Origin of the sequence: Arthrobacter nitrophenolicus (genome assembly GCF_045833485.1) — a bacterium.
GTDB lineage: Bacteria > Actinomycetota > Actinomycetes > Actinomycetales > Micrococcaceae > Arthrobacter > Arthrobacter nitrophenolicus.
In genome coordinates, this window is record NZ_CP174504.1 from 2,961,284 (window position 1) to 2,978,225 (window position 16,942).

Annotated in this window: 13 protein-coding genes; 5 read left to right on the top strand and 8 right to left on the bottom strand. The window is 65.9% G+C overall.

The annotated features are described in order from the left end of the window. Window positions 1-241 precede the first annotated feature (241 nt). The gene (locus ACJJV6_RS13775; protein WP_407709219.1) at window positions 242-1,672 is read left to right on the top strand and encodes a polysaccharide lyase family 1 protein; all 1,431 of its coding nucleotides are present in this window, start codon (window positions 242-244) and stop codon (window positions 1,670-1,672) included. 64 nt (window positions 1,673-1,736) lie between these two features. Here the strand turns inward: ACJJV6_RS13775 and ACJJV6_RS13780 are convergent, their stop codons facing one another. The 4 genes from ACJJV6_RS13780 to ACJJV6_RS13795 form a co-directional block, all read right to left on the bottom strand. Next, window positions 1,737-2,834: a substrate-binding domain-containing protein gene (locus ACJJV6_RS13780; RefSeq protein WP_407709220.1), complete on the bottom strand. Its 1,098-nt coding sequence runs from the start codon at window positions 2,832-2,834 to the stop codon at window positions 1,737-1,739. A gap of 49 nt (window positions 2,835-2,883) precedes the next feature. Further along, a complete protein-coding gene (gene mmsB / locus ACJJV6_RS13785) occupies window positions 2,884-4,176 on the bottom strand; it encodes a multiple monosaccharide ABC transporter permease (RefSeq protein ID WP_407709221.1) in 1,293 nt (430 codons plus the stop codon). Window positions 4,177-4,221: 45 nt separating this feature from the next. Continuing rightward, the gene (gene mmsA, locus ACJJV6_RS13790; protein WP_407709222.1) at window positions 4,222-5,784 is read right to left on the bottom strand and encodes a multiple monosaccharide ABC transporter ATP-binding protein; all 1,563 of its coding nucleotides are present in this window, start codon (window positions 5,782-5,784) and stop codon (window positions 4,222-4,224) included. A 131-nt stretch (window positions 5,785-5,915) separates the two neighbouring features. After that, window positions 5,916-7,106 carry an ROK family transcriptional regulator gene (locus ACJJV6_RS13795; RefSeq protein ID WP_407709223.1) on the bottom strand — a complete coding sequence of 397 codons (1,191 nt, stop codon included), beginning with the start codon at window positions 7,104-7,106 and terminating at the stop codon, window positions 5,916-5,918. 203 nt (window positions 7,107-7,309) lie between these two features. Between ACJJV6_RS13795 and ACJJV6_RS13800 the strand changes: the two genes are divergently transcribed. Continuing rightward, window positions 7,310-8,104 carry a nitrilase-related carbon-nitrogen hydrolase gene (locus ACJJV6_RS13800; protein WP_407709224.1) on the top strand — a complete coding sequence of 265 codons (795 nt, stop codon included), beginning with the start codon at window positions 7,310-7,312 and terminating at the stop codon, window positions 8,102-8,104. On the opposite strand, the gene ACJJV6_RS13805 is transcribed toward ACJJV6_RS13800, so the two are convergent. Further along, window positions 8,101-9,786: a PucR family transcriptional regulator gene (locus tag ACJJV6_RS13805; protein WP_407709225.1), complete on the bottom strand. Its 1,686-nt coding sequence runs from the start codon at window positions 9,784-9,786 to the stop codon at window positions 8,101-8,103. The genes ACJJV6_RS13800 and ACJJV6_RS13805 overlap by 4 nt on opposite strands. 108 nt (window positions 9,787-9,894) lie before the next feature. Here ACJJV6_RS13805 and ACJJV6_RS13810 point away from each other — a divergent pair, with 108 nt between their 5' ends. After that, window positions 9,895-11,403, top strand: coding sequence for an amino acid permease (locus ACJJV6_RS13810; protein WP_407709226.1), 1,509 nt, complete (start codon window positions 9,895-9,897; stop codon window positions 11,401-11,403). A gap of 51 nt (window positions 11,404-11,454) precedes the next feature. Further along, window positions 11,455-13,191 (top strand): flavin monoamine oxidase family protein, encoded by a 1,737-nt coding sequence (locus ACJJV6_RS13815; protein WP_407709227.1) that lies wholly within the window; start codon window positions 11,455-11,457, stop codon window positions 13,189-13,191. Window positions 13,192-13,197: 6 nt separating this feature from the next. Here ACJJV6_RS13815 and ACJJV6_RS13820 read toward each other — a convergent pair whose 3' ends face one another. The 3 genes from ACJJV6_RS13820 to purU form a co-directional block, all read right to left on the bottom strand. Continuing rightward, the gene (locus ACJJV6_RS13820; protein WP_407709228.1) at window positions 13,198-13,719 is read right to left on the bottom strand and encodes a gamma carbonic anhydrase family protein; all 522 of its coding nucleotides are present in this window, start codon (window positions 13,717-13,719) and stop codon (window positions 13,198-13,200) included. A gap of 61 nt (window positions 13,720-13,780) precedes the next feature. Beyond that, a complete protein-coding gene (locus ACJJV6_RS13825; protein ID WP_407709229.1) occupies window positions 13,781-14,452 on the bottom strand; it encodes a class I SAM-dependent methyltransferase in 672 nt (223 codons plus the stop codon). 50 nt (window positions 14,453-14,502) lie between these two features. Further along, window positions 14,503-15,363, bottom strand: a complete 861-nt coding sequence (gene purU, locus ACJJV6_RS13830) for a formyltetrahydrofolate deformylase (protein WP_009358014.1) — start codon at window positions 15,361-15,363, stop codon at window positions 14,503-14,505. A gap of 278 nt (window positions 15,364-15,641) precedes the next feature. Between purU and glyA the strand changes: the two genes are divergently transcribed. Next, complete coding sequence (gene glyA, locus ACJJV6_RS13835) at window positions 15,642-16,940, top strand: serine hydroxymethyltransferase (protein ID WP_407709230.1); 1,299 nt, start codon at window positions 15,642-15,644, stop codon at window positions 16,938-16,940. The last annotated feature ends 2 nt before the right edge of the window (window positions 16,941-16,942 follow it).

A 16,942-nucleotide genomic window follows, 5' to 3' on the forward strand; every position in this document is an offset into this window, starting at 1 on the left:
GCGGGCATCGGGCCGGACCTATGTTTCAGCTGTGAAATGCCCTTGACACCCGGGTGACAGCGCACGTAAGAATGAAGCACCGCTGAGAAACCGATTTCTCAGCGGTCATCAATGTTTATCTTTATCCACACCCAGCAAGGCATGTGGTTTATTTGGCATGCCGGAAATAAGGCCGATGACGTCCCTGAAACGCGATAAGACAGGCACTTCCACCCCCAGCAGGCTCCGACGGACTGCAGGAATGGCAGCCGCTGCCTCGGCACTGGCGCTCGTTGCCGGGTTGTCCGTTGCAGTTCCCGGAACTGCCAGCCCGGCTCCTACAGGCGGCGGGACCATCCGGCCTGATGATGCGGCACCTACTGGTTGGGCCGCCGTCGGACGCGGGACAAACGGCGGTGCAGGCGCGCCGGTGGAAAGCCGGTATGAGGTGGAGACGCTGGCAGACCTCAAATCCGCGCTGGCCAACAACGGCCAACCGACGGCGCCCAAGATCATCTTCATCAACGGAACCATCAACGGCAACCAGGCGGCGGACGGCCGGATCCTTGGCGAGCAGGACTACGCCGCCGGCTACGACATCCATAAATACATCTCCTGCTTCGGGCCTGACGGAAAGGTGTGGAGCGACCAGACCTTTGATTACTGCAAGAAGCAAAGGCAGTTGCGGCAAACCGGCAGCAACAACATGAAGCGGCAGATCGAGGTGAGCATCCCCAGCAACACCACGGTGATAGGGCTGGGCGCCGACTCCGGTTTTGTGGGCGCGAACATCGTGTTCCTGAGCGCCACGAACGTGGTGATGCGCAACCTCAGCGTGGAAGCTCCGGTGGACTTCTTCAGCACGTGGTCGCCCGACGACGGGGACGGGGCCTGGAACGCCCGGTTCGACGCCGTCTCCTCCGTAACGTCCAACCACCTGTGGATTGACCACGTGCGGCTGACTGACGGCCGGTACCCCGACAGCGAAGCGCCGCTTGGACCGAACGGCAAGCCGGCCAACCGGCACGACGGCCTGCTGGATCTCAAGGACGGCACCGACTACGTCACCATTTCCGATAGCAAACTCACCAACCATGACAAGACCATGCTCCTGGGCTCCGGTGACGAGCACGTGGACAAGGACGGCGGCAAGCTGCGCGTCAGTTACATCGGCAACCACTTCGAGAACATCCAGCAGCGCGGACCGCGTGTGCGTTTCGGCCAGGTCCACGTCCTGAACAATTACTTTGTGGGGAGCACCGACCATCCGCAATACCCAATGGTGAGTGAAGGCCAGGGCGGCAACAGCTACTTCCTGGGCGCCGGCTACGAGTCACGGATCTTCTCCGAGGGCAACGCCTTCGACTACACGGGTCCCGGAGCTGATCCGACCATCATGGTGAGCAGCTACAACGGGCACCGCTTCAGCGATACCGGTTCCTGGTTCAACGGGGAGGCCGCGGACCTGAATGCCGTGGCGAGGGCCTCCTTCGAACAGAACCGGGCGGAGGCGCTCGCGGAAGCGGAACTGTCCGGCACGACGGCCCCTGACTGGACCGGGTGGCAGTTCACCACCGACGTCGGCTGGGACCCGGCGGATGCCTACAGCTACAAGGCGTTCACCACCCCGCAGGCAGTGCAGAACCACGCCCTGCAGTTCACCGGCCCGGGAGTGCTGGCTGTCAAGCGCTAAAACGCCTGCGACTTAAGAAAAGCCCGGCCCTCCGAAAAGGAGGACCGGGCTTTTCCGGAGTGAATTACTTGGTGATGGGTTCGAGAACCGGATCGCCGACGTAGGCGGTCTTCACGTTCTCGGCCGTGACGATAACCGGCTCCAGCAGGTATGCCGGGACAGTCTTGACACCGTTGTTGTAGGAGTTGGGATCGTTGATCTCCAGTTCCTTGCCAGCCTGGAGGTCCTTCACCATGGTGATGGCGTGCTCCACGAGCTTGCGGGTGTCCTTGTTGATGGTGGAGTACTGCTCGCCGGCCATGATCGACTTGACCGACTCAACCTCGGAGTCCTGCCCGGTGACAACCGGAAGCGGCTTGCCGGCGGCCTTGACCGAGGTCAGGACTGCGCGGGCCAGGGTGTCGTTGGGGGAAAGGACGCCGTCCAGCGACTCGCTGGTGTAGCTGCCGGTCAGCAGGGTGTCAGCGCGGCGCTGGGCGTTCTCGGCCTTCCAGCCCTGGGTCACAGCCTGTTCAAAGCTGGTCTGGCCGGAGACGACCTTGAGGGTGCCGTCGTCGATCTTCGGCTTCAGGACGCTCATGGCGCCGTCGAAGAAGACCTTGGCGTTGGCATCATCCGGGGAACCCGCGAACAGCTCGATGTTGTAGGGGCCGGACGGCTTCTTGGCTTTGAGGCCTTCCAGCAGGGCCTGGCCCTGGAGCTCGCCCACCTTGAAGTTGTCGTAGGCCACGTAGTAGTCCACGTTCTCCGTGTTCAGCAGCAGGCGGTCGTAAGCGATGATCGTGGCGCCGGCGTCCTTGGCCTGCTTGAGCTGGGTGCCCAGCTGCGAGCCGTCAATTGCGCCCACAATGATGACCTTGGCACCCTTGGTGACCATGGCGCTGATCTGGTTCTGCTGTTCGGATACGCCGCCGTTGGCGAACTGCACGTCAGGCTTGAACCCTGCGTCGCTAAGGCCGTCATTGAACAACTTCTCAGCAAGGACCCAGTTCTCACTGGTCTTCTGCGGAAGCGCGACGCCGATGGAGGAGTCCTGTTCGAACCCCCCGGCGCCTTCGGTCCCGCCGCCGGTTGTGGTCTCGGAGCGTCCGCAGCCCGTCAGCGCCAGTGCTGCGATGGCAGCTACCGCTGCGGCCTTTCCTGCTTTACCAAACATTCGCATTGTTGGTTCTCTTTCTCTTTGTGGTGAAACGCTATTCAGGCTGTAAGGCTCAGGCTTCCCGCGCGATGGCTTCCTTAGTGGAAGTGGTTTCGTCGGGCTGGAGGGGGTTGCTCGGTCCGCCGCCGGGGCCTCGGCCGCCGCCGGCATTCCGCATCAGCAGGCCGATGATGGACTTCTTGCCCTGGCTCTTGTTGTAGACGTCGAAGGCAACGGCGATCAGGAGCACCAGGCCCTTGATGATCTGCGTGAGGTCGGCGCCGACGCCCAGCAGCTGCAGGCCGTTGTTCAGGACGGCCATGACCAGGCCACCAATGATGGATCCGACCACAGTGCCCACACCGCCGGTAACAGCGGCGCCGCCGATGAAGACTGCGGCGATGGCGTCAAGTTCCCAGCCGACCCCGTCAAACGGGCCGGAGGCAGTGGACCGGCCCACGAAGATCATGCCTGCCAGGCCGGCCAGGATGGACATGTTCATCATGACCAGGAAGTTGACCTTCTTGGACTGGACGCCGGACAGTTCGGCTGCGTGCCGGTTGCCACCCACTGCGTAGACGTGGCGGCCGAGGATGGTGCGGGAGGAGATGAAGCCGTAGATCAGCACCAGGACGGCCAGGATGAGGCCGGGGATGGGGAAGGAGGTGCCGGGCCGGCCGGTGGCGAAGAGGTAGGTGGCGTACAGGATGGCGGCGGCGATCAGGACGAGCTTCAGTGCGGTGACCCACATTTCCGGGACTTCGGCGCCGAGGGCTTTGGCGCGGGCCCGGGAGCGGAGTTCGCCCCATACAACGAACGCGGCGGCGGCGATGCCCAGCAGGAGGGTGAGGTTGTTGTAGCCGGTGTCGGGGCCGACTTCGGGCAGGTAGCCGGCGCCCAGGTACTGGAAGTCGTTGGGGACCGGGATGGTGTTGGATTTGCCGACGAACTGGTTGAAGCCGCGGAACAGGAGCATGCCTGCCAGCGTGACGATGAAGGCGGGAATGCCCACGTAGGCCGTCCACCAGCCTTGCCATGCACCGATCAGTGCACCCAGCAGCAGCCCGAGCAGGACGCCGGCATACCAGGGAATGCCCCAGTCGCGGATGGCCAGGGCCACGGTGACGCCCACGAACGCTGCCACGGACCCGACAGAGAGGTCGATGTGGCCGGCGATAATGACCAGGACCATGCCGATGGCCAGGATCAGGATGTAGGAGTTGCCGTTGAAAAGGTTGATGACGTTGCCGGGGGTGAGGGTCCGGCCGTCGGTGGCGATCTGGAAGAAGATGATCAGTGCCACCAGGGCGAAGATCATGCCGAACTGGCGGCTATTGCCGCCAAACAGCTTCTTGAGGGCGTTCATGGTGTCAGTCCTTGTGTCCGGAAGGTTCTGGGATGATCCAGAGGGTCAGGCGGCTTCGGCTTTTCGTGCTGAGGTCATCAGTTTCATCAGGCTTTCCTGGCTGGCCTCGTCTTTGTTCAGGACGCCCGTGATGGCGCCTTCGAAGATGGTGTAGATACGGTCGGACAGGCCCAGGAGTTCGGGGAGTTCCGAGGAGATGACAATGACCCCCTTACCCTGGTTGGCGAGTTGCTGGATGATGCCGTAGATCTCGTACTTGGCGCCAACGTCGATGCCGCGGGTGGGTTCGTCAAGGATCAGCAGGTCCGGGTCGGTGAACATCCACTTGGCCAGGACCACTTTCTGCTGGTTGCCGCCGGAGAGCTTGGCAACGCCTTCCTCCACGGACGGGGTCTTGGTGCGCAGCGACTTGCGGTACTGCTCGGCCACCGTGAATTCCTGGTTGGGGTCCACCACGTAGTTGCGGCTGATCTTCCGCAGGTTGGCCGATACCGTGGTGGTTTTGATGTCATCCAGCAGGTTCAGCCCCAGGGACTTGCGGTCCTCGGTGACGTAGCCCAGCCCGGCGTCGATGGCCTGGCGGACGGACTTGAGCGTGATTTCCTTGCCGTCCTTGTAGATCTGGCCGCTGATGAACCGGCCGTAGGAGCGGCCGAATACGGAGCGGGCAAGCTCGGTGCGGCCCGCGCCCATGAGCCCGGCGAACCCGACGATTTCACCCTTGCGGACGAAGAAGCTGGAGTTCTTGCAGACCAGCCGGTCCTGCACGTTGGGGTGCCCCACGGTCCAGTTCTTGACCTCGAAGAACACCTCGCCGATCTTGGGGGTGTGGTCCGGGAACCGGGACTCGAGGGTACGGCCCACCATCCCTTTGATGATGCGGTCCTCATCCACGCCGTCTGCCTTGACGTCCAGCGTTTCGATGGATTTGCCGTCCCGGATGATGGTGATGGAGTCTGCGATCTGCTCAATCTCGTTGAGCTTGTGGGAGATGATGATGCTGGTGATGCCCTTAGCTTTGAGGCCGAGCATCAGGTCCAGCAGGTGCTGGGAGTCGGACTCGTTGAGCGCGGCAGTGGGCTCGTCCAGGATGAGGATCTTCACGGACTTGTTCAGCGCCTTGGCGATTTCCACGAGCTGCTGCTTGCCGACGCCGATTTCCTTGATGGGCGTGTCCGGGTCTTCCCGGAGGCCCACCCGGGCCAGCAGGTCCAGCGACCGGAGCCGTGCTTCGGCCCAGTCGATGATGCCGCGCTTGGTGGGTTCGTTGCCCAGGAAGATGTTCTCCATGATGGAGAGTTCCGGGATCAGTGCCAGCTCCTGGTGGATGATCACGATGCCGGCGTGCTCGCTGGCCCGGATGTCCCGGAACTGCTGGACCTGCCCCTGGTAGACGATGTCGCCGTCGTAGCTCCCATAGGGATAAACACCCGAAAGGACCTTCATCAGGGTGGACTTGCCGGCGCCGTTCTCACCGCAGATCGCGTGGATCTCGCCCGCCTTCACCCGCAGGCTTACGTTGTCCAGGGCTTTGACGCCGGGGAATTCCTTGGTGATGGACCGCATCTCGAGGATGATCGGTTCGTTTTGCGTGGCCTGGGACGTCATAAGCCCTAACCCTCCAATGCAATGACTTCTTTGTCCGGCCGGCAAAGCGCAGGGCCGTCTGATGAAAAAGTAAACTGGATCACAGCTGTTGTCGTCAAGTCTTGAACGCAATTGCCGGATAACGAAACGGTCTAGGTTTTCCTGATTCCGGCGTGCTGGAAGACGAGCGCTGCCGCGCCCAGCGCTTCAGCGCGGTCCCCAAGGGACGACATGGTGAGGGTGGTGGTCTCCCCAATCACCGGAACCGCATGCCGCACCAGGCCGCGGCGGATCGGGTCCAGCAGCAGGTCACCCAGGCCCGCCAGGGGCCCGCCCACCACGATCACCTCGGGGTTGATCAGGTTGGCAACGTTGCCCAACGCGCGGCCCACGGACAGGCCCGCATCGTCCACCACGCGAAGCGTTGCCGAATCCCGGTTCAGGGCCTTCCGGACAATGTCAGCGGGCGTCAGGGGCCGGTCCTCGCCGCGGCTCAGGAGCTCGATCATGGTGGTAGTGGAGGCGATGGTTTCCAGGCATCCACGGTTCCCGCACCTGCAGACGAGGCCCTGCTCGTGGATGGTGGCGTGGCCTATTTCGCCGGTGATCCCAACGTTCCCGTAGTAGGGGGCGCCGTTGAGGATCAGCCCTGCGCCGATACCCGAACCGATCTTCAGGAACATCAGGTTGCTGACCCCTGTGTGCTGTCCCCAGGTGACCTCTGACCAGGCTCCCAGATTGGCGTCGTTGTCAACAAACACGGGGATTCTCAAGGTTTCCTCAAGGTGCTGGAGGATGTTGATTCCCACCCATTCGGGAAGGATGGCCCCCTGCGCCACGGTCCCGGTCCGGCGGTCGATGGGCCCCGGAATTCCGACGCCGGCACCCACTACGGCGGACCGTTCAATGCCGCTGTCCTGCAACAGTTTGTCCAGGAGGACGACGGCGGCCTGGATCCCTTCCTCAGCCTGGTGGCCGAGGGGAAGCATGACCGATTCCTCGGCGATGATGTGGTAGCTGAGGGAGGCCAGGACCACCCGCAGATGCCGGCGGCCGAAGTCGATCCCGACCGCCACGGCACCGTTGCTGTTGAGCCGGACGTTGAGTGCCCGGCGGCCGGAACTGGTGATCGGTTCCGTGGATGCCAGACCTGAATCGAGCATGATTTTGACGATGTTGGACACCGTTGCGGTGGAGAGGCCCGTCTGCCGGGCAAGCTCCGCCTGCGTGGAAGGACCGCCCATCAGGCTCTCGATGATCCGCTGCTGGTTCAGCTGCCGCAGGGCGGACTGTGAACCCGGATTTTTGGGCTTGCTCCTCGTTGAGCGCGGGGTTGCGGACATGCTAAGAAGATTGCCCTATTCGCGGTCTTGGCGTCAAGAAGTTAACGCATGAGGCCGCAGCCCCCCATTGCCTGGACCGGGACGATCCGGCCGTGAACGTTCGTCCCGCGGTGCAAATGGCCCCGGCCCGCCGCCGCATACTCTGGCTACGCTGGGAGGAGCGGCCCACCAGGCGGCCGCTCCAACGATGGAAGGTGGTAGCGGTGCTGCTGGCACTTCTGCAGGCCAACTCTGCAGTCCTTGATCCTGAGGCCAACTGTGCCGTCATCGATGCCGCCGCCCGGGAAGCGGCAGCGGCCGGAGCCCGGGTGCTGCTCACCCCGGAGCTTTTCCCGGTGGGGTATGCCCCGCGCAAACTGCGGTCCGGGCTGGATCCGGAAGTCCTCCCCACGCTGCGCGCAACACTTGCCGCCACCGCCCGCCGCCACGGCATCGGGCTGGTCTACAGCCTTCCGCGTGTCATGGCTGAGGGGGACTGGCAGATCAGCGCCACCCTGCTGGACGCGAACGGGGAGGTGTTGCTGGAGTATGGAAAAGTCCATCTGTTCGGGCCGGACGAGCGTGCTGCTTTCAGTCCGGCAGCAGAGCGTCCCGCCGTGGTGGACTTCCAGGGAATCCCCACGTCCATGGTCATCTGCTACGACGTGGAATTCCCGGAAGCCGTGCGGGCCGCGGCGGCCGGCGGCGCCGAGCTGCTGCTGGTGCCCACGGCGCTGGCCCACGGGTTCGACGACGTCCCCCAGGTGCTGCTCCGGGCCAGGGCACTCGAAAGCCAGCTGACCGTCGCCTACGCCAACCACTCCGGAGTGGAGGACGGCTGCAGGTTCCTCGGCGGCAGCGTCATCGCCGGCCCGGACGGGAAGCTGCTCGCCGCAGCCGGGGAAGGACCGCAGTTGCTCTTCGCCGACGTGGATGCAGAAGCGGCAAAACGTGAGCGCGCCGCCGTGCCCTACCTGGACGAGCGCCGCCCGGACCTCTACCGCGCCTGGGAAGACTAAGCACCTGTACCGCCGTCCGGCGCTGCGCCGGGCGGAGCTGCGGAATCGGCAAACTGCAGGGCGATCCACAGCTCCGCCCGCGTTCCGGCCTGCGCCAGGTCCACGTCCAGGATCTCCGCCAGCGCATTGATCTGCCGGCGAACGCTGTTCCGGTGCAGACCTGTGTCCTTGGCTGTCGCGTCCCAGTTGCCGTTGGCGCCCAGCCATGCGCGGAGGACCTGGAGCTGGGCTTCGCGGCGCTCGGGCTCCTGTCCAAGAACAGGCGCCAGCAGGCGGGAGGCCAGCATGCCGCCTGCCGCACCGCCCAGCAGGCCGGTGACAGACCAGGTCAGTTCCTCTTCGCGGACGGTGGTCCCCGTAGCCTGGACCCGGGGACGCAAAGCCGACGCGCTGCGGTAGGCAGCGGCAAGGGCTGGCAGTTCCGCGGCGCCGCCCACCACCAGACGCCAGCCCAGCTGCTCCACCCCGGCCAGCAGTTGGTCGTCAACCTTCAGCCGGGTCACGGCGGCGAAGCCGTAGTCGGTGAGTTCCACCATTTTTGTGTCGAACAGCCGCCGCCATTGCAGCAGTTCGCGCACGGGACCGTCAGCCGCAGGCGCTGCATTGGGCCGGATGCCCTGGACCACCCGGACCAGCCCGGTGCGGGTGCCCCCGACGCTCTGCGCCAGCAGGTCCCGCAGTGTGTTCAGCTCTTTGGTGCTGGCCCCTGCAATGCTTTCCGGATGCAGGAGCAACGCCGTGGCCAGCTGGCTGGGCGCCAGGGAACCGCTGGTCCGCTGCCGGACCAGGAGTTCCAGGAGGCTCACCACCGAGGAGACCACGTTGTTCTGTGCGGGGGTCAGCGGCTTGTCCGTGCCGAGCAGCAGGCCGCCCAAGGTGGCATCCCTGGTGCTCCGCAGCGGGTGGCCGAACACCAGCGCTGACCCCGGAACGTCAAAGGCTTCAGTTTCCACCCGCGGGCCGCTGCCCGCGAGGAGCCTTTTGAGCAGCGGCTGGAGCGTGGAAAGCTCGACGGCGGTACCGGCGCGGGCGCGTACCCTGCCGTCCGCGCCAACCAGGACGGCCCAGGCCGGAACCCGCTGCGCCAGGGCCGCCAGCAACTCGTGCTCCGGGCGGGGCGACAGGACCGCCCCCATGAGGTGGCGGTTGGTCTCGGCGAGCTGGCGGAATACCTGGGCGTTCCCTGATTCGAGCAGCTTGGAGAACTCGAGTCCCAGTGCGGCGAACGGGATGCTGGCGGGTACCGCCACCAGCGTCAGGCCGTGGTTGCGGCAGGCCGCCACGACATCAGCGGGCACCTCATCGAAGTACGGCTCAAGGCCGAACCCCAGCGCCGCGACGCCCGCGGCGACAAGGCGGCGGACGTACGCGTCGGCGACGGCTGCCCCCTCTGCGGCTCCCTCGCCACCCCTGCCGCTGCCGGCGTCGTCATCGGCGCCGTTGACACCGCGCCGGAATGGCAACCCGGCGGTCAGCACGAATTCGCCGTCAAGCAGGTATGGCGTAGGGTCTTCAAGTTCGCTGGGCTCCACCCACCGCAGGGGAGTATGGCCGTTGCCGGCGTCGTGCAGCATCGCCACACCCGCGGGCAGCGAGGCAAGGAACTGGTTCAGCGTCACGGCGTTCAGCTGGGCCGGAAGTCCCACTGAAGCAGACTCGCTTGCTGGTGCATTGCGTCTCATGAGTGAAGACTATAGGTCATTTTGCACAGCTTGAGATGCGGCTCACACCCCTACGCTGGGGGAGGGGAAACCAGTCCAACCATTCAACGACACGAACGGACGTCAACGATGACTGTGCCTACACTTTCGGGCCAGGTACCTGCCCGCGCGGCCGCCCGGCCCACCCTTGGAGCGCAGCTGCTGCGCCGCAAGCCCATCGCGCAGATGGTCAACGAGGCCGAGGCCGACCAAGGCGGACCCCGCCTCGTCCGCAGCTTCGGCGTCCTGCAGCTGACCATGATCTCCGTGGGCGCGACGCTGGGCACGGGCATCCTGGTCATCCTGGGTGAATCCGTGCCGCTGGCCGGTCCCGCCATCTGGATCTCGTTTGCGATCGCGGGGCTCGCCGCGCTGTTGTCCGCGGTATCGTACGCGGAAATGGCCGGCCTGGTGCCCGTGTCCGGCTCCAGCTACTCCTACACGTACGCCACCATGGGCGAGGGCATGGCATGGATCTGTGGCTGGTGCCTGGTCCTTGAATACGCGGTGTCCGTAGCTGCCGTGGCCGTTGGCGCCGGTCAGTACGTGAACGAGAGCCTGGCCGTGTTCGGCACAGCGCTGCCGGACGCCCTTTCGCAGCCTCCGGGCGACGGCGGCATGGTCAACATTCCCGCGATGGTCATCGTGGTGCTGGCCACCGTCCTGCTGGTCCGCGGCGCCAAGGAAAGTGCCTGGATCAACACCGCCATCGTGGTGGTCAAGGTAGGCATCCTGCTTTTCTTCTGCGCCGTCGCCTTCACTGCCTTCAACGCAGGCAACTTCGAACCGCTGCTGCCGATGGGCGCCGCCGGTGTTTCCGCCGCCGCGTCCCGCGTCTTCTTCTCCTACATCGGCTTCGACGCCGCCTCCACCGCCGGCGAGGAAGCCCGCAATCCCAAGCGCGACCTGCCGCGCGCCATTATGCTGTCCATGCTGATCGTCACCACCATCTACGTGCTGGTGGCAGTGGCCGCGATCGGTGCCCGCCCGTGGGGCTGGTTCGACGGCACCGAGGCCGCCCTGGTGAAGATCCTGGAGGAGACCACCGGCCAGCCCTGGATTGCCCTGGTCTTCGCCGTCGGCGCCGTCCTGGCCATCGCCAGCATTGTCCTGACGGTCCTCTACGGCCAGACCCGCATCCTGCTGTCCATGTCCCGCGACGGCCTCATCCCTGCCGTCTTCGGCCGCGTCTCCCGCCGCACCGGCACCCCCGCTGCCGGAACCCTGCTGGTGGGCATCGCCGTCGCGCTGACCGCCGGACTGGTGCCGCTGGGTTCGCTCGCTGACGCCACCAGCATCGGTACCCTGTTCGCTTTCGCACTGGTGAATGTGGCGGTCATCTACCTCCGCCGGACGCGGCCCGAACTGGAACGCACCTTTCGGGTCCCGCTGTTCCCGCTCACCCCCATCCTTGGCGCCCTGATGTGCGGCTACCTGATGGCCAACCTCGGCGCGGACACCTGGGTGACCTTTGCCGTGTGGATGCTGGTAGGCCTCGCCGCCTACCTCGCCTACGGACGGCGCAACTCCAGGGTGGCGGCCCTGGATGAGGGGGAATACCGTGAATTGTCCGCCATGTCCCTCACCAGCAAGCCCTGACCGCTCCCAGCCACGTACCGACGCCCCGAACCAACAAAAGGCAGACCTTCAATGACCATCGCCACCGAACTTCCGGCCTCCGACCCGTCCAGCACCTCCACGTTGACCGAGGAAGGCGCCAGCCGGCGCCCGGAAGAGCAAACCGCGCCCATCACCATGCTCAATCCGGACTTCCCGTTCAGCTACGACCACTACCTGGCACACCCGGACGGCCTGGGATCGGTGCCGGAGGACATGCTGGGCACCGAGGTGGCGGTCATTGGTGCAGGGCTGTCCGGGCTGGTGACGGCGTATGAACTGATGAAGCTGGGCCTGCGTCCGGTGGTCTACGAGGCGGACCAGATCGGCGGGCGGCTCCGCACCGCCGCCTTCCCCGCTGCCCCCGGCGTCGTGGCGGACCTGGGCGGCATGCGGTTCCCGGTCTCCGGCAGGGCGTTCTACCACTACGTGGACCTGCTGGGCCTGGAGACCCAGGATTTCCCCAACCCGCTGGCCGCGGCCACCTCCAGCACCGTGATCGAGCTTGCGGGCAAGAAGCACTACGCCGAAAAGCCCAGCGACCTTCCGGCCTTCTTCCGCGAGGTTGCGGACGCCTGGAAGTCGGCAGTGAACGACGGCGCGAAGTTCGCGCAGATGCAGGACGCCATCCGTGCACGGGATACGGCCCGGATCAAGGAGCTGTGGAACGAGCTGCTGCCGCTGATGGACGAGCAAACGTTCTACGGGTTCATCGCAGCGAGCGAGTCCTTTAAAAAGGCAGGCTTCGCGCACCGCGAGGCCTTCGGGCAGGTGGGCTTCGGCACCGGCGGCTGGGACACCGACTTCCCCAACTCCATCCTGGAGATCCTGCGGGTGGTGTACACGGACGCGGACGACCAGCACCGGCTCATCCGCGGGGGAGCGCAGCGGCTGCCCGAGGCACTGTGGCAGCACGCGCCGTCGGGCATGAGGCACTGGCCCGAGGGCACCTCGCTGGCGTCACTGCACTCCGGCTCGCCCCGCGGCGCCGTGGGCAAGATCAGCCGCGACCAGGACGGCAACCTGCGGGTCCGCGAACGGTGGGGCCGCGAAGCCAGCTACCCGGCGGTGGTGACAACGTGCCAGTCCTGGCTGCTGTCCACCCGGATCCACACCGAGGAGGCGCTGTTCCCGGCGGAGCTGTGGACCGCCATCGAGCGCTCGCACTATATGCAGTCGTCCAAGACGTTCGTGATGGTGGACCGGCCGTTCTGGAAGGACATCGACCCGGAGACGGGCAACGAGGTCCTGTCCATGACCCTGACCGACCGGCTCAACCGCGCCACGTATCTCCTGGACAACGGCCCGGACCAGCCAGCAGTCATCCTGCTTTCCTACACCTGGAATGATGATGCGCTGAAATGGCTCGCCCTGGACGCTGATGAGCGCGTGGAACTGATGCTCCACTCGCTGGAGCAGATCTACCCGGGCGTGGACATCGCCAGCCACATCGTGGGCCAGCCGATCACCGTGTCATGGGAGGCGGACCCCAACTTCATGGGCGCTTTCAAGGCCAACCTGCCCGGCCAGTACCGCTACCAGCAGCGGCTGTTCACCCACTTCAAGCAGGACCGGCTGCCGGAATCCCAGCGCGGCATCTTCCTGGCCGGCGACGATGTGTCCTTCACCGCCGGCTGGGCCGAAGGCGCGGTCACCACGGGCCTGAATGCAGTGTGGGGCGTGGTGAACCACCTGGGCGGCTCCTCGGCGCCTGCCAACCCCGGCCCGGGCGAACTGCTGGACGCGATCGGCCCGATCAGCCTGGACTGACGTGTTCTATGGGGCGTGAAGTTCGCGGTGCTTTGCCGCGAGCTCCACGTACCGGGCAGCATTGGCGCGCACGCCGTCGTACTCCTCATCGGTGAGTTCACGGCGCACCTTTCCCGGAACGCCCGCCACGAGCGAGCGGGGCGGGACCACGGTTCCTTCCAGGACCACGGCGCCGGCCGCCACCAGCGAGCCGGCGCCGATCACCGCGCCGTTGAGGACGGTGGCGCCCATGCCGATCAGGCAGTCGTCCTCCACCGTGCAGCCATGCACGACGGCGGCGTGCCCCACGCTGACGCGTTGGCCCACCGTGCAGGGGAAGCCGGGATCGGCGTGCAGCACCACGTTGTCCTGCAGGTTGCTGCCCGCGCCCACCGAAATGGCGGCGGTGTCCGCCCGCACGGAGACGCCGTAAAAGGCGCTGGCGTCCGCGCCCAAGCTGGCGTTGCCGATGATGGACGCCGTGGGAGCAACGAAAGCTGATTCATGGACTGCCGGGCTGCTGCCGGCGAAGGGGTACAGGGGAGCCATGGCAACACCCTAGGCCACTCCCGGGTGCGGCTGCTGCCCCCGGCCCAATGTGACCGGCGGGTCAGGCGGGGGAGCCCGGGGTGCGGAAGACCAGGAACTGGTAGTGCTGCGTCCAGGCGCCCCGCCCCGGCCCCGACTCGTCCCCTGTTCCCTCCGGCCAGGTGCGGAAGTGTTCCACCTGGCCGTGTTCGCCGAAGATCCCCCGGACGGAAGCGTCGCTCCGGCGGCTGAAGAACCGGCGCGGCTCCTCATCGTCTTCCGGGTTCAGGACCTCCTCATCGTCCCCGGACCATAGTCCGACGGCGATGGGCGAGCCGGGCGCGCACACCCGGACCAGCTCGCCGGCCACCTCGTGGATGAGGGTGTTGGGCACGTGCAGCAGCGTGCTCATGGTCCAGCCGGCAGCGAAGGAGCCGTCCGGGAACGGCAGGCTCCGCCCGCTGGCAACACGGGCATTCAACCCCTTGGCGGCGGCAAGGCGGACGCTTTCCCCGGACAGGTCCACGCCGCAGTAGTGCAGGCCGGCACGGACAAACTCAAACCCCTCTACGCCGGTGCCGCACCCGAGTTCGAAAACGGACTGCCGGTGTTCGCCCTTGAGCAGCCGGATGAACCACTCCCGGCATTCCACCCGGTGGGGCGTGCCAGCCCGGGTGTTGCGGAGCGGGGCCTGCCGGTCATAGAACAGGGCGAGGTCAGCCTCATGGTCCGCGTGCCCCGGTGCGTCAGCCATGGCTTCAGCCTAAAGCCGGACGGCTGGTTCCGGAGCTAGTTGGAAACCGGCTAGTTGAAAACCACCGTCCGGTTGCCGTCCAGCAGCACCCGGTGCTCAGCGTGCCACTGCACCGCCTGGACCAGGGTGCGGCCCTCAACATCGCGGCCCATCTGCACGAACTGCTCGGCGGTGCGGGCATGGTCCACGCGGATGACTTCCTGCTCGATGATGGGGCCCTCGTCCAAGGCAGCTGTCACGTAGTGTGCTGTTGCGCCGATCAGCTTCACGCCGCGCGCGTGGGCCTGGTGGTACGGCCTGGCGCCCTTGAAGGACGGCAGGAAGGAATGGTGGATGTTGATGGCCTTGCCCGTCAGCTCGGTGCAAAGCTCATCGGAGAGGATCTGCATGTAACGGGCCAGCACCGTCAGTTCGATGTCATGCTCGGCGATGAGCGCCCGCAGCTTGTCCTCGGCCTGGACCTTGGTGTCCTTGGTCACCGGAATGTAGTGGAACGGGATGCCGTAGAAGCCGGCCAACCCGGCCAGGTCCTGGTGGTTGGAGACAATGGCCGGAATCTCTATCGGCAGGGTGCCGGAACGCTGCTGGAACAGAAGGTCGTTCAGGCAGTGGGCTGACGTGCTGGCCATGACCAGGGTCCGCACCTTCTGGCCCACGGCGTGCAGGCCCCACTGCATCCCGAAGGCCTCAGCAACCGGCTCAAGCGCCGCACGCAGCTCGGCCGCGGATGCCGCGGTCGTCACTTCCACGCGCATGAAGAAGTTCCCTGTGGCGGGGCTGCCGTACTGCTGCGAGTCCAGGATGTTGCAGCCTGCGACCAGCAGGGCACCTGCCACGGCGTGGACGATTCCGGGGCGGTCCGGGCAGGACAGGGTCAATACATACGCTTGGTTCAGCTGCTGTTCACTCACGCGTACAAGCCTACCCGCGCGGCGGGCGCCGGTTTTGGTAGGCTGGAAGGGTCGCAACTGGCGTTGGGTGGCTAACCACCAGGGAGCGGCAACCACGAAGACCACGGATCGTACGCCTGGGCCGAGGGTCATGTTTTGCCGGAGAGTGGGGCTGCACTGCGTCCAGTGCTGCAGCGCCATGCCCCCGCGCTTTCACGCCCGTTCATCAACGCGGTGCGAAGACGCGCCAGCCGGTAGCCTGACCTAAGCAGTGCCCAATCCCTAGCCAGGAGTTCCCCGTGACTACCACAGCCACCTCAACCACAGCCGTCAGCAACCAGCCGCTGGCCGAGCTGGATCCCGAAATCGCCGCAGTCCTGGACCAGGAGCTTGGCCGCCAGCGCGGCACCCTGGAGATGATTGCCTCCGAAAACTTCGCGCCCCGCGCCGTGATGGAAGCCCAGGGCTCCGTCCTCACCAACAAGTACGCCGAAGGCTACCCGGGCCGCCGCTACTACGGCGGCTGCGAGTACGTTGACATCGCAGAGCAGCTGGCCATCGACCGGGTCAAGGCCCTGTTCGGCGCCGAGTACGCCAACGTCCAGCCGCACTCCGGTGCGCAGGCCAATGCCGCAGCACTCTCCGCCATGATCACCCCCGGCGACAAGATCCTGGGCCTGTCCCTGGCCCACGGCGGCCACCTGACCCACGGCATGAAGCTGAACTTCTCCGGCAAGCTCTACGAGGTAGCGGCCTACCAGGTGGAGGAAGACACCTTCCGCGTGGACATGGACAAGCTCCGCGAACAGGCCATCAAGGAAAAGCCGCAGGTCATCATCGCCGGCTGGTCCGCCTACCCGCGCCACTTGGACTTCGCAGCCTTCCGCTCCATCGCGGACGAAGTGGGTGCACTGCTCTGGACGGACATGGCGCACTTCGCCGGCCTCGTCGCCGCCGGCCTGCACCCGAGCCCGGTCCCGTACTCCGACGTGGTCACCTCCACCGTGCACAAGACCCTGGCGGGTCCGCGCTCCGGTGTGATCCTGGCCAAGGAGCAGTGGGCCAAGAAGCTGAACTCCAACGTTTTCCCGGGCCAGCAGGGCGGGCCACTGATGCACGTCATCGCTGCCAAGGCCGTGGCCTTCAAGATCGCCGGCACGCAGGAATTCAAGGAGCGCCAGGAGCGTGTCCTGGAAGGCGCCAGGATCATCGCTGACCGCCTGAACCAGGCCGACGTCGCCGAGGCCGGCGTCTCCGTCCTGACCGGCGGCACCGACGTGCACCTGGTCCTGGTGGACCTGCGGAACTCCCAGCTGGACGGCCAGCAGGCCGAGGACCTCCTGCACTCGGTGGGCATTACCGTCAACCGCAACGCCGTGCCGTTCGACCCCCGCCCGCCGATGGTTACCTCCGGCCTCCGGATCGGCACCCCGGCGCTGGCCACCCGCGGATTCGGCGCAGCCGAATTCACCGAGGTTGCCGAGATCATCGCCACCGCCCTGAAGGCCGGCAGCAGCGCCGACGTCGAGGTCCTGCAGGCGCGCGTCGACAAGCTGGCAGCGGACTTCCCGCTCTACCCGCAGCACGAGCAGTGGTGACC

What these genes read in the sequence shown, in the direction of transcription:
- ACJJV6_RS13775 (WP_407709219.1), top strand. Translation starts at nt 242, where the DNA reads ATGGCAGCCGCTGCCTCGGCACTGGCGCTCGTTGCCGGGTTGTCCGTT.
- ACJJV6_RS13780 (WP_407709220.1), bottom strand. Translation starts at nt 2,834, where the DNA reads ATGCGAATGTTTGGTAAAGCAGGAAAGGCCGCAGCGGTAGCTGCCATC.
- mmsB (WP_407709221.1), bottom strand. Translation starts at nt 4,176, where the DNA reads ATGAACGCCCTCAAGAAGCTGTTTGGCGGCAATAGCCGCCAGTTCGGC.
- mmsA (WP_407709222.1), bottom strand. Translation starts at nt 5,784, where the DNA reads ATGACGTCCCAGGCCACGCAAAACGAACCGATCATCCTCGAGATGCGG.
- ACJJV6_RS13795 (WP_407709223.1), bottom strand. Translation starts at nt 7,106, where the DNA reads ATGTCCGCAACCCCGCGCTCAACGAGGAGCAAGCCCAAAAATCCGGGT.
- ACJJV6_RS13805 (WP_407709225.1), bottom strand. Translation starts at nt 9,786, where the DNA reads ATGAGACGCAATGCACCAGCAAGCGAGTCTGCTTCAGTGGGACTTCCG.
- ACJJV6_RS13810 (WP_407709226.1), top strand. Translation starts at nt 9,895, where the DNA reads ATGACTGTGCCTACACTTTCGGGCCAGGTACCTGCCCGCGCGGCCGCC.
- ACJJV6_RS13815 (WP_407709227.1), top strand. Translation starts at nt 11,455, where the DNA reads ATGACCATCGCCACCGAACTTCCGGCCTCCGACCCGTCCAGCACCTCC.
- ACJJV6_RS13820 (WP_407709228.1), bottom strand. Translation starts at nt 13,719, where the DNA reads ATGGCTCCCCTGTACCCCTTCGCCGGCAGCAGCCCGGCAGTCCATGAA.
- ACJJV6_RS13825 (WP_407709229.1), bottom strand. Translation starts at nt 14,452, where the DNA reads ATGGCTGACGCACCGGGGCACGCGGACCATGAGGCTGACCTCGCCCTG.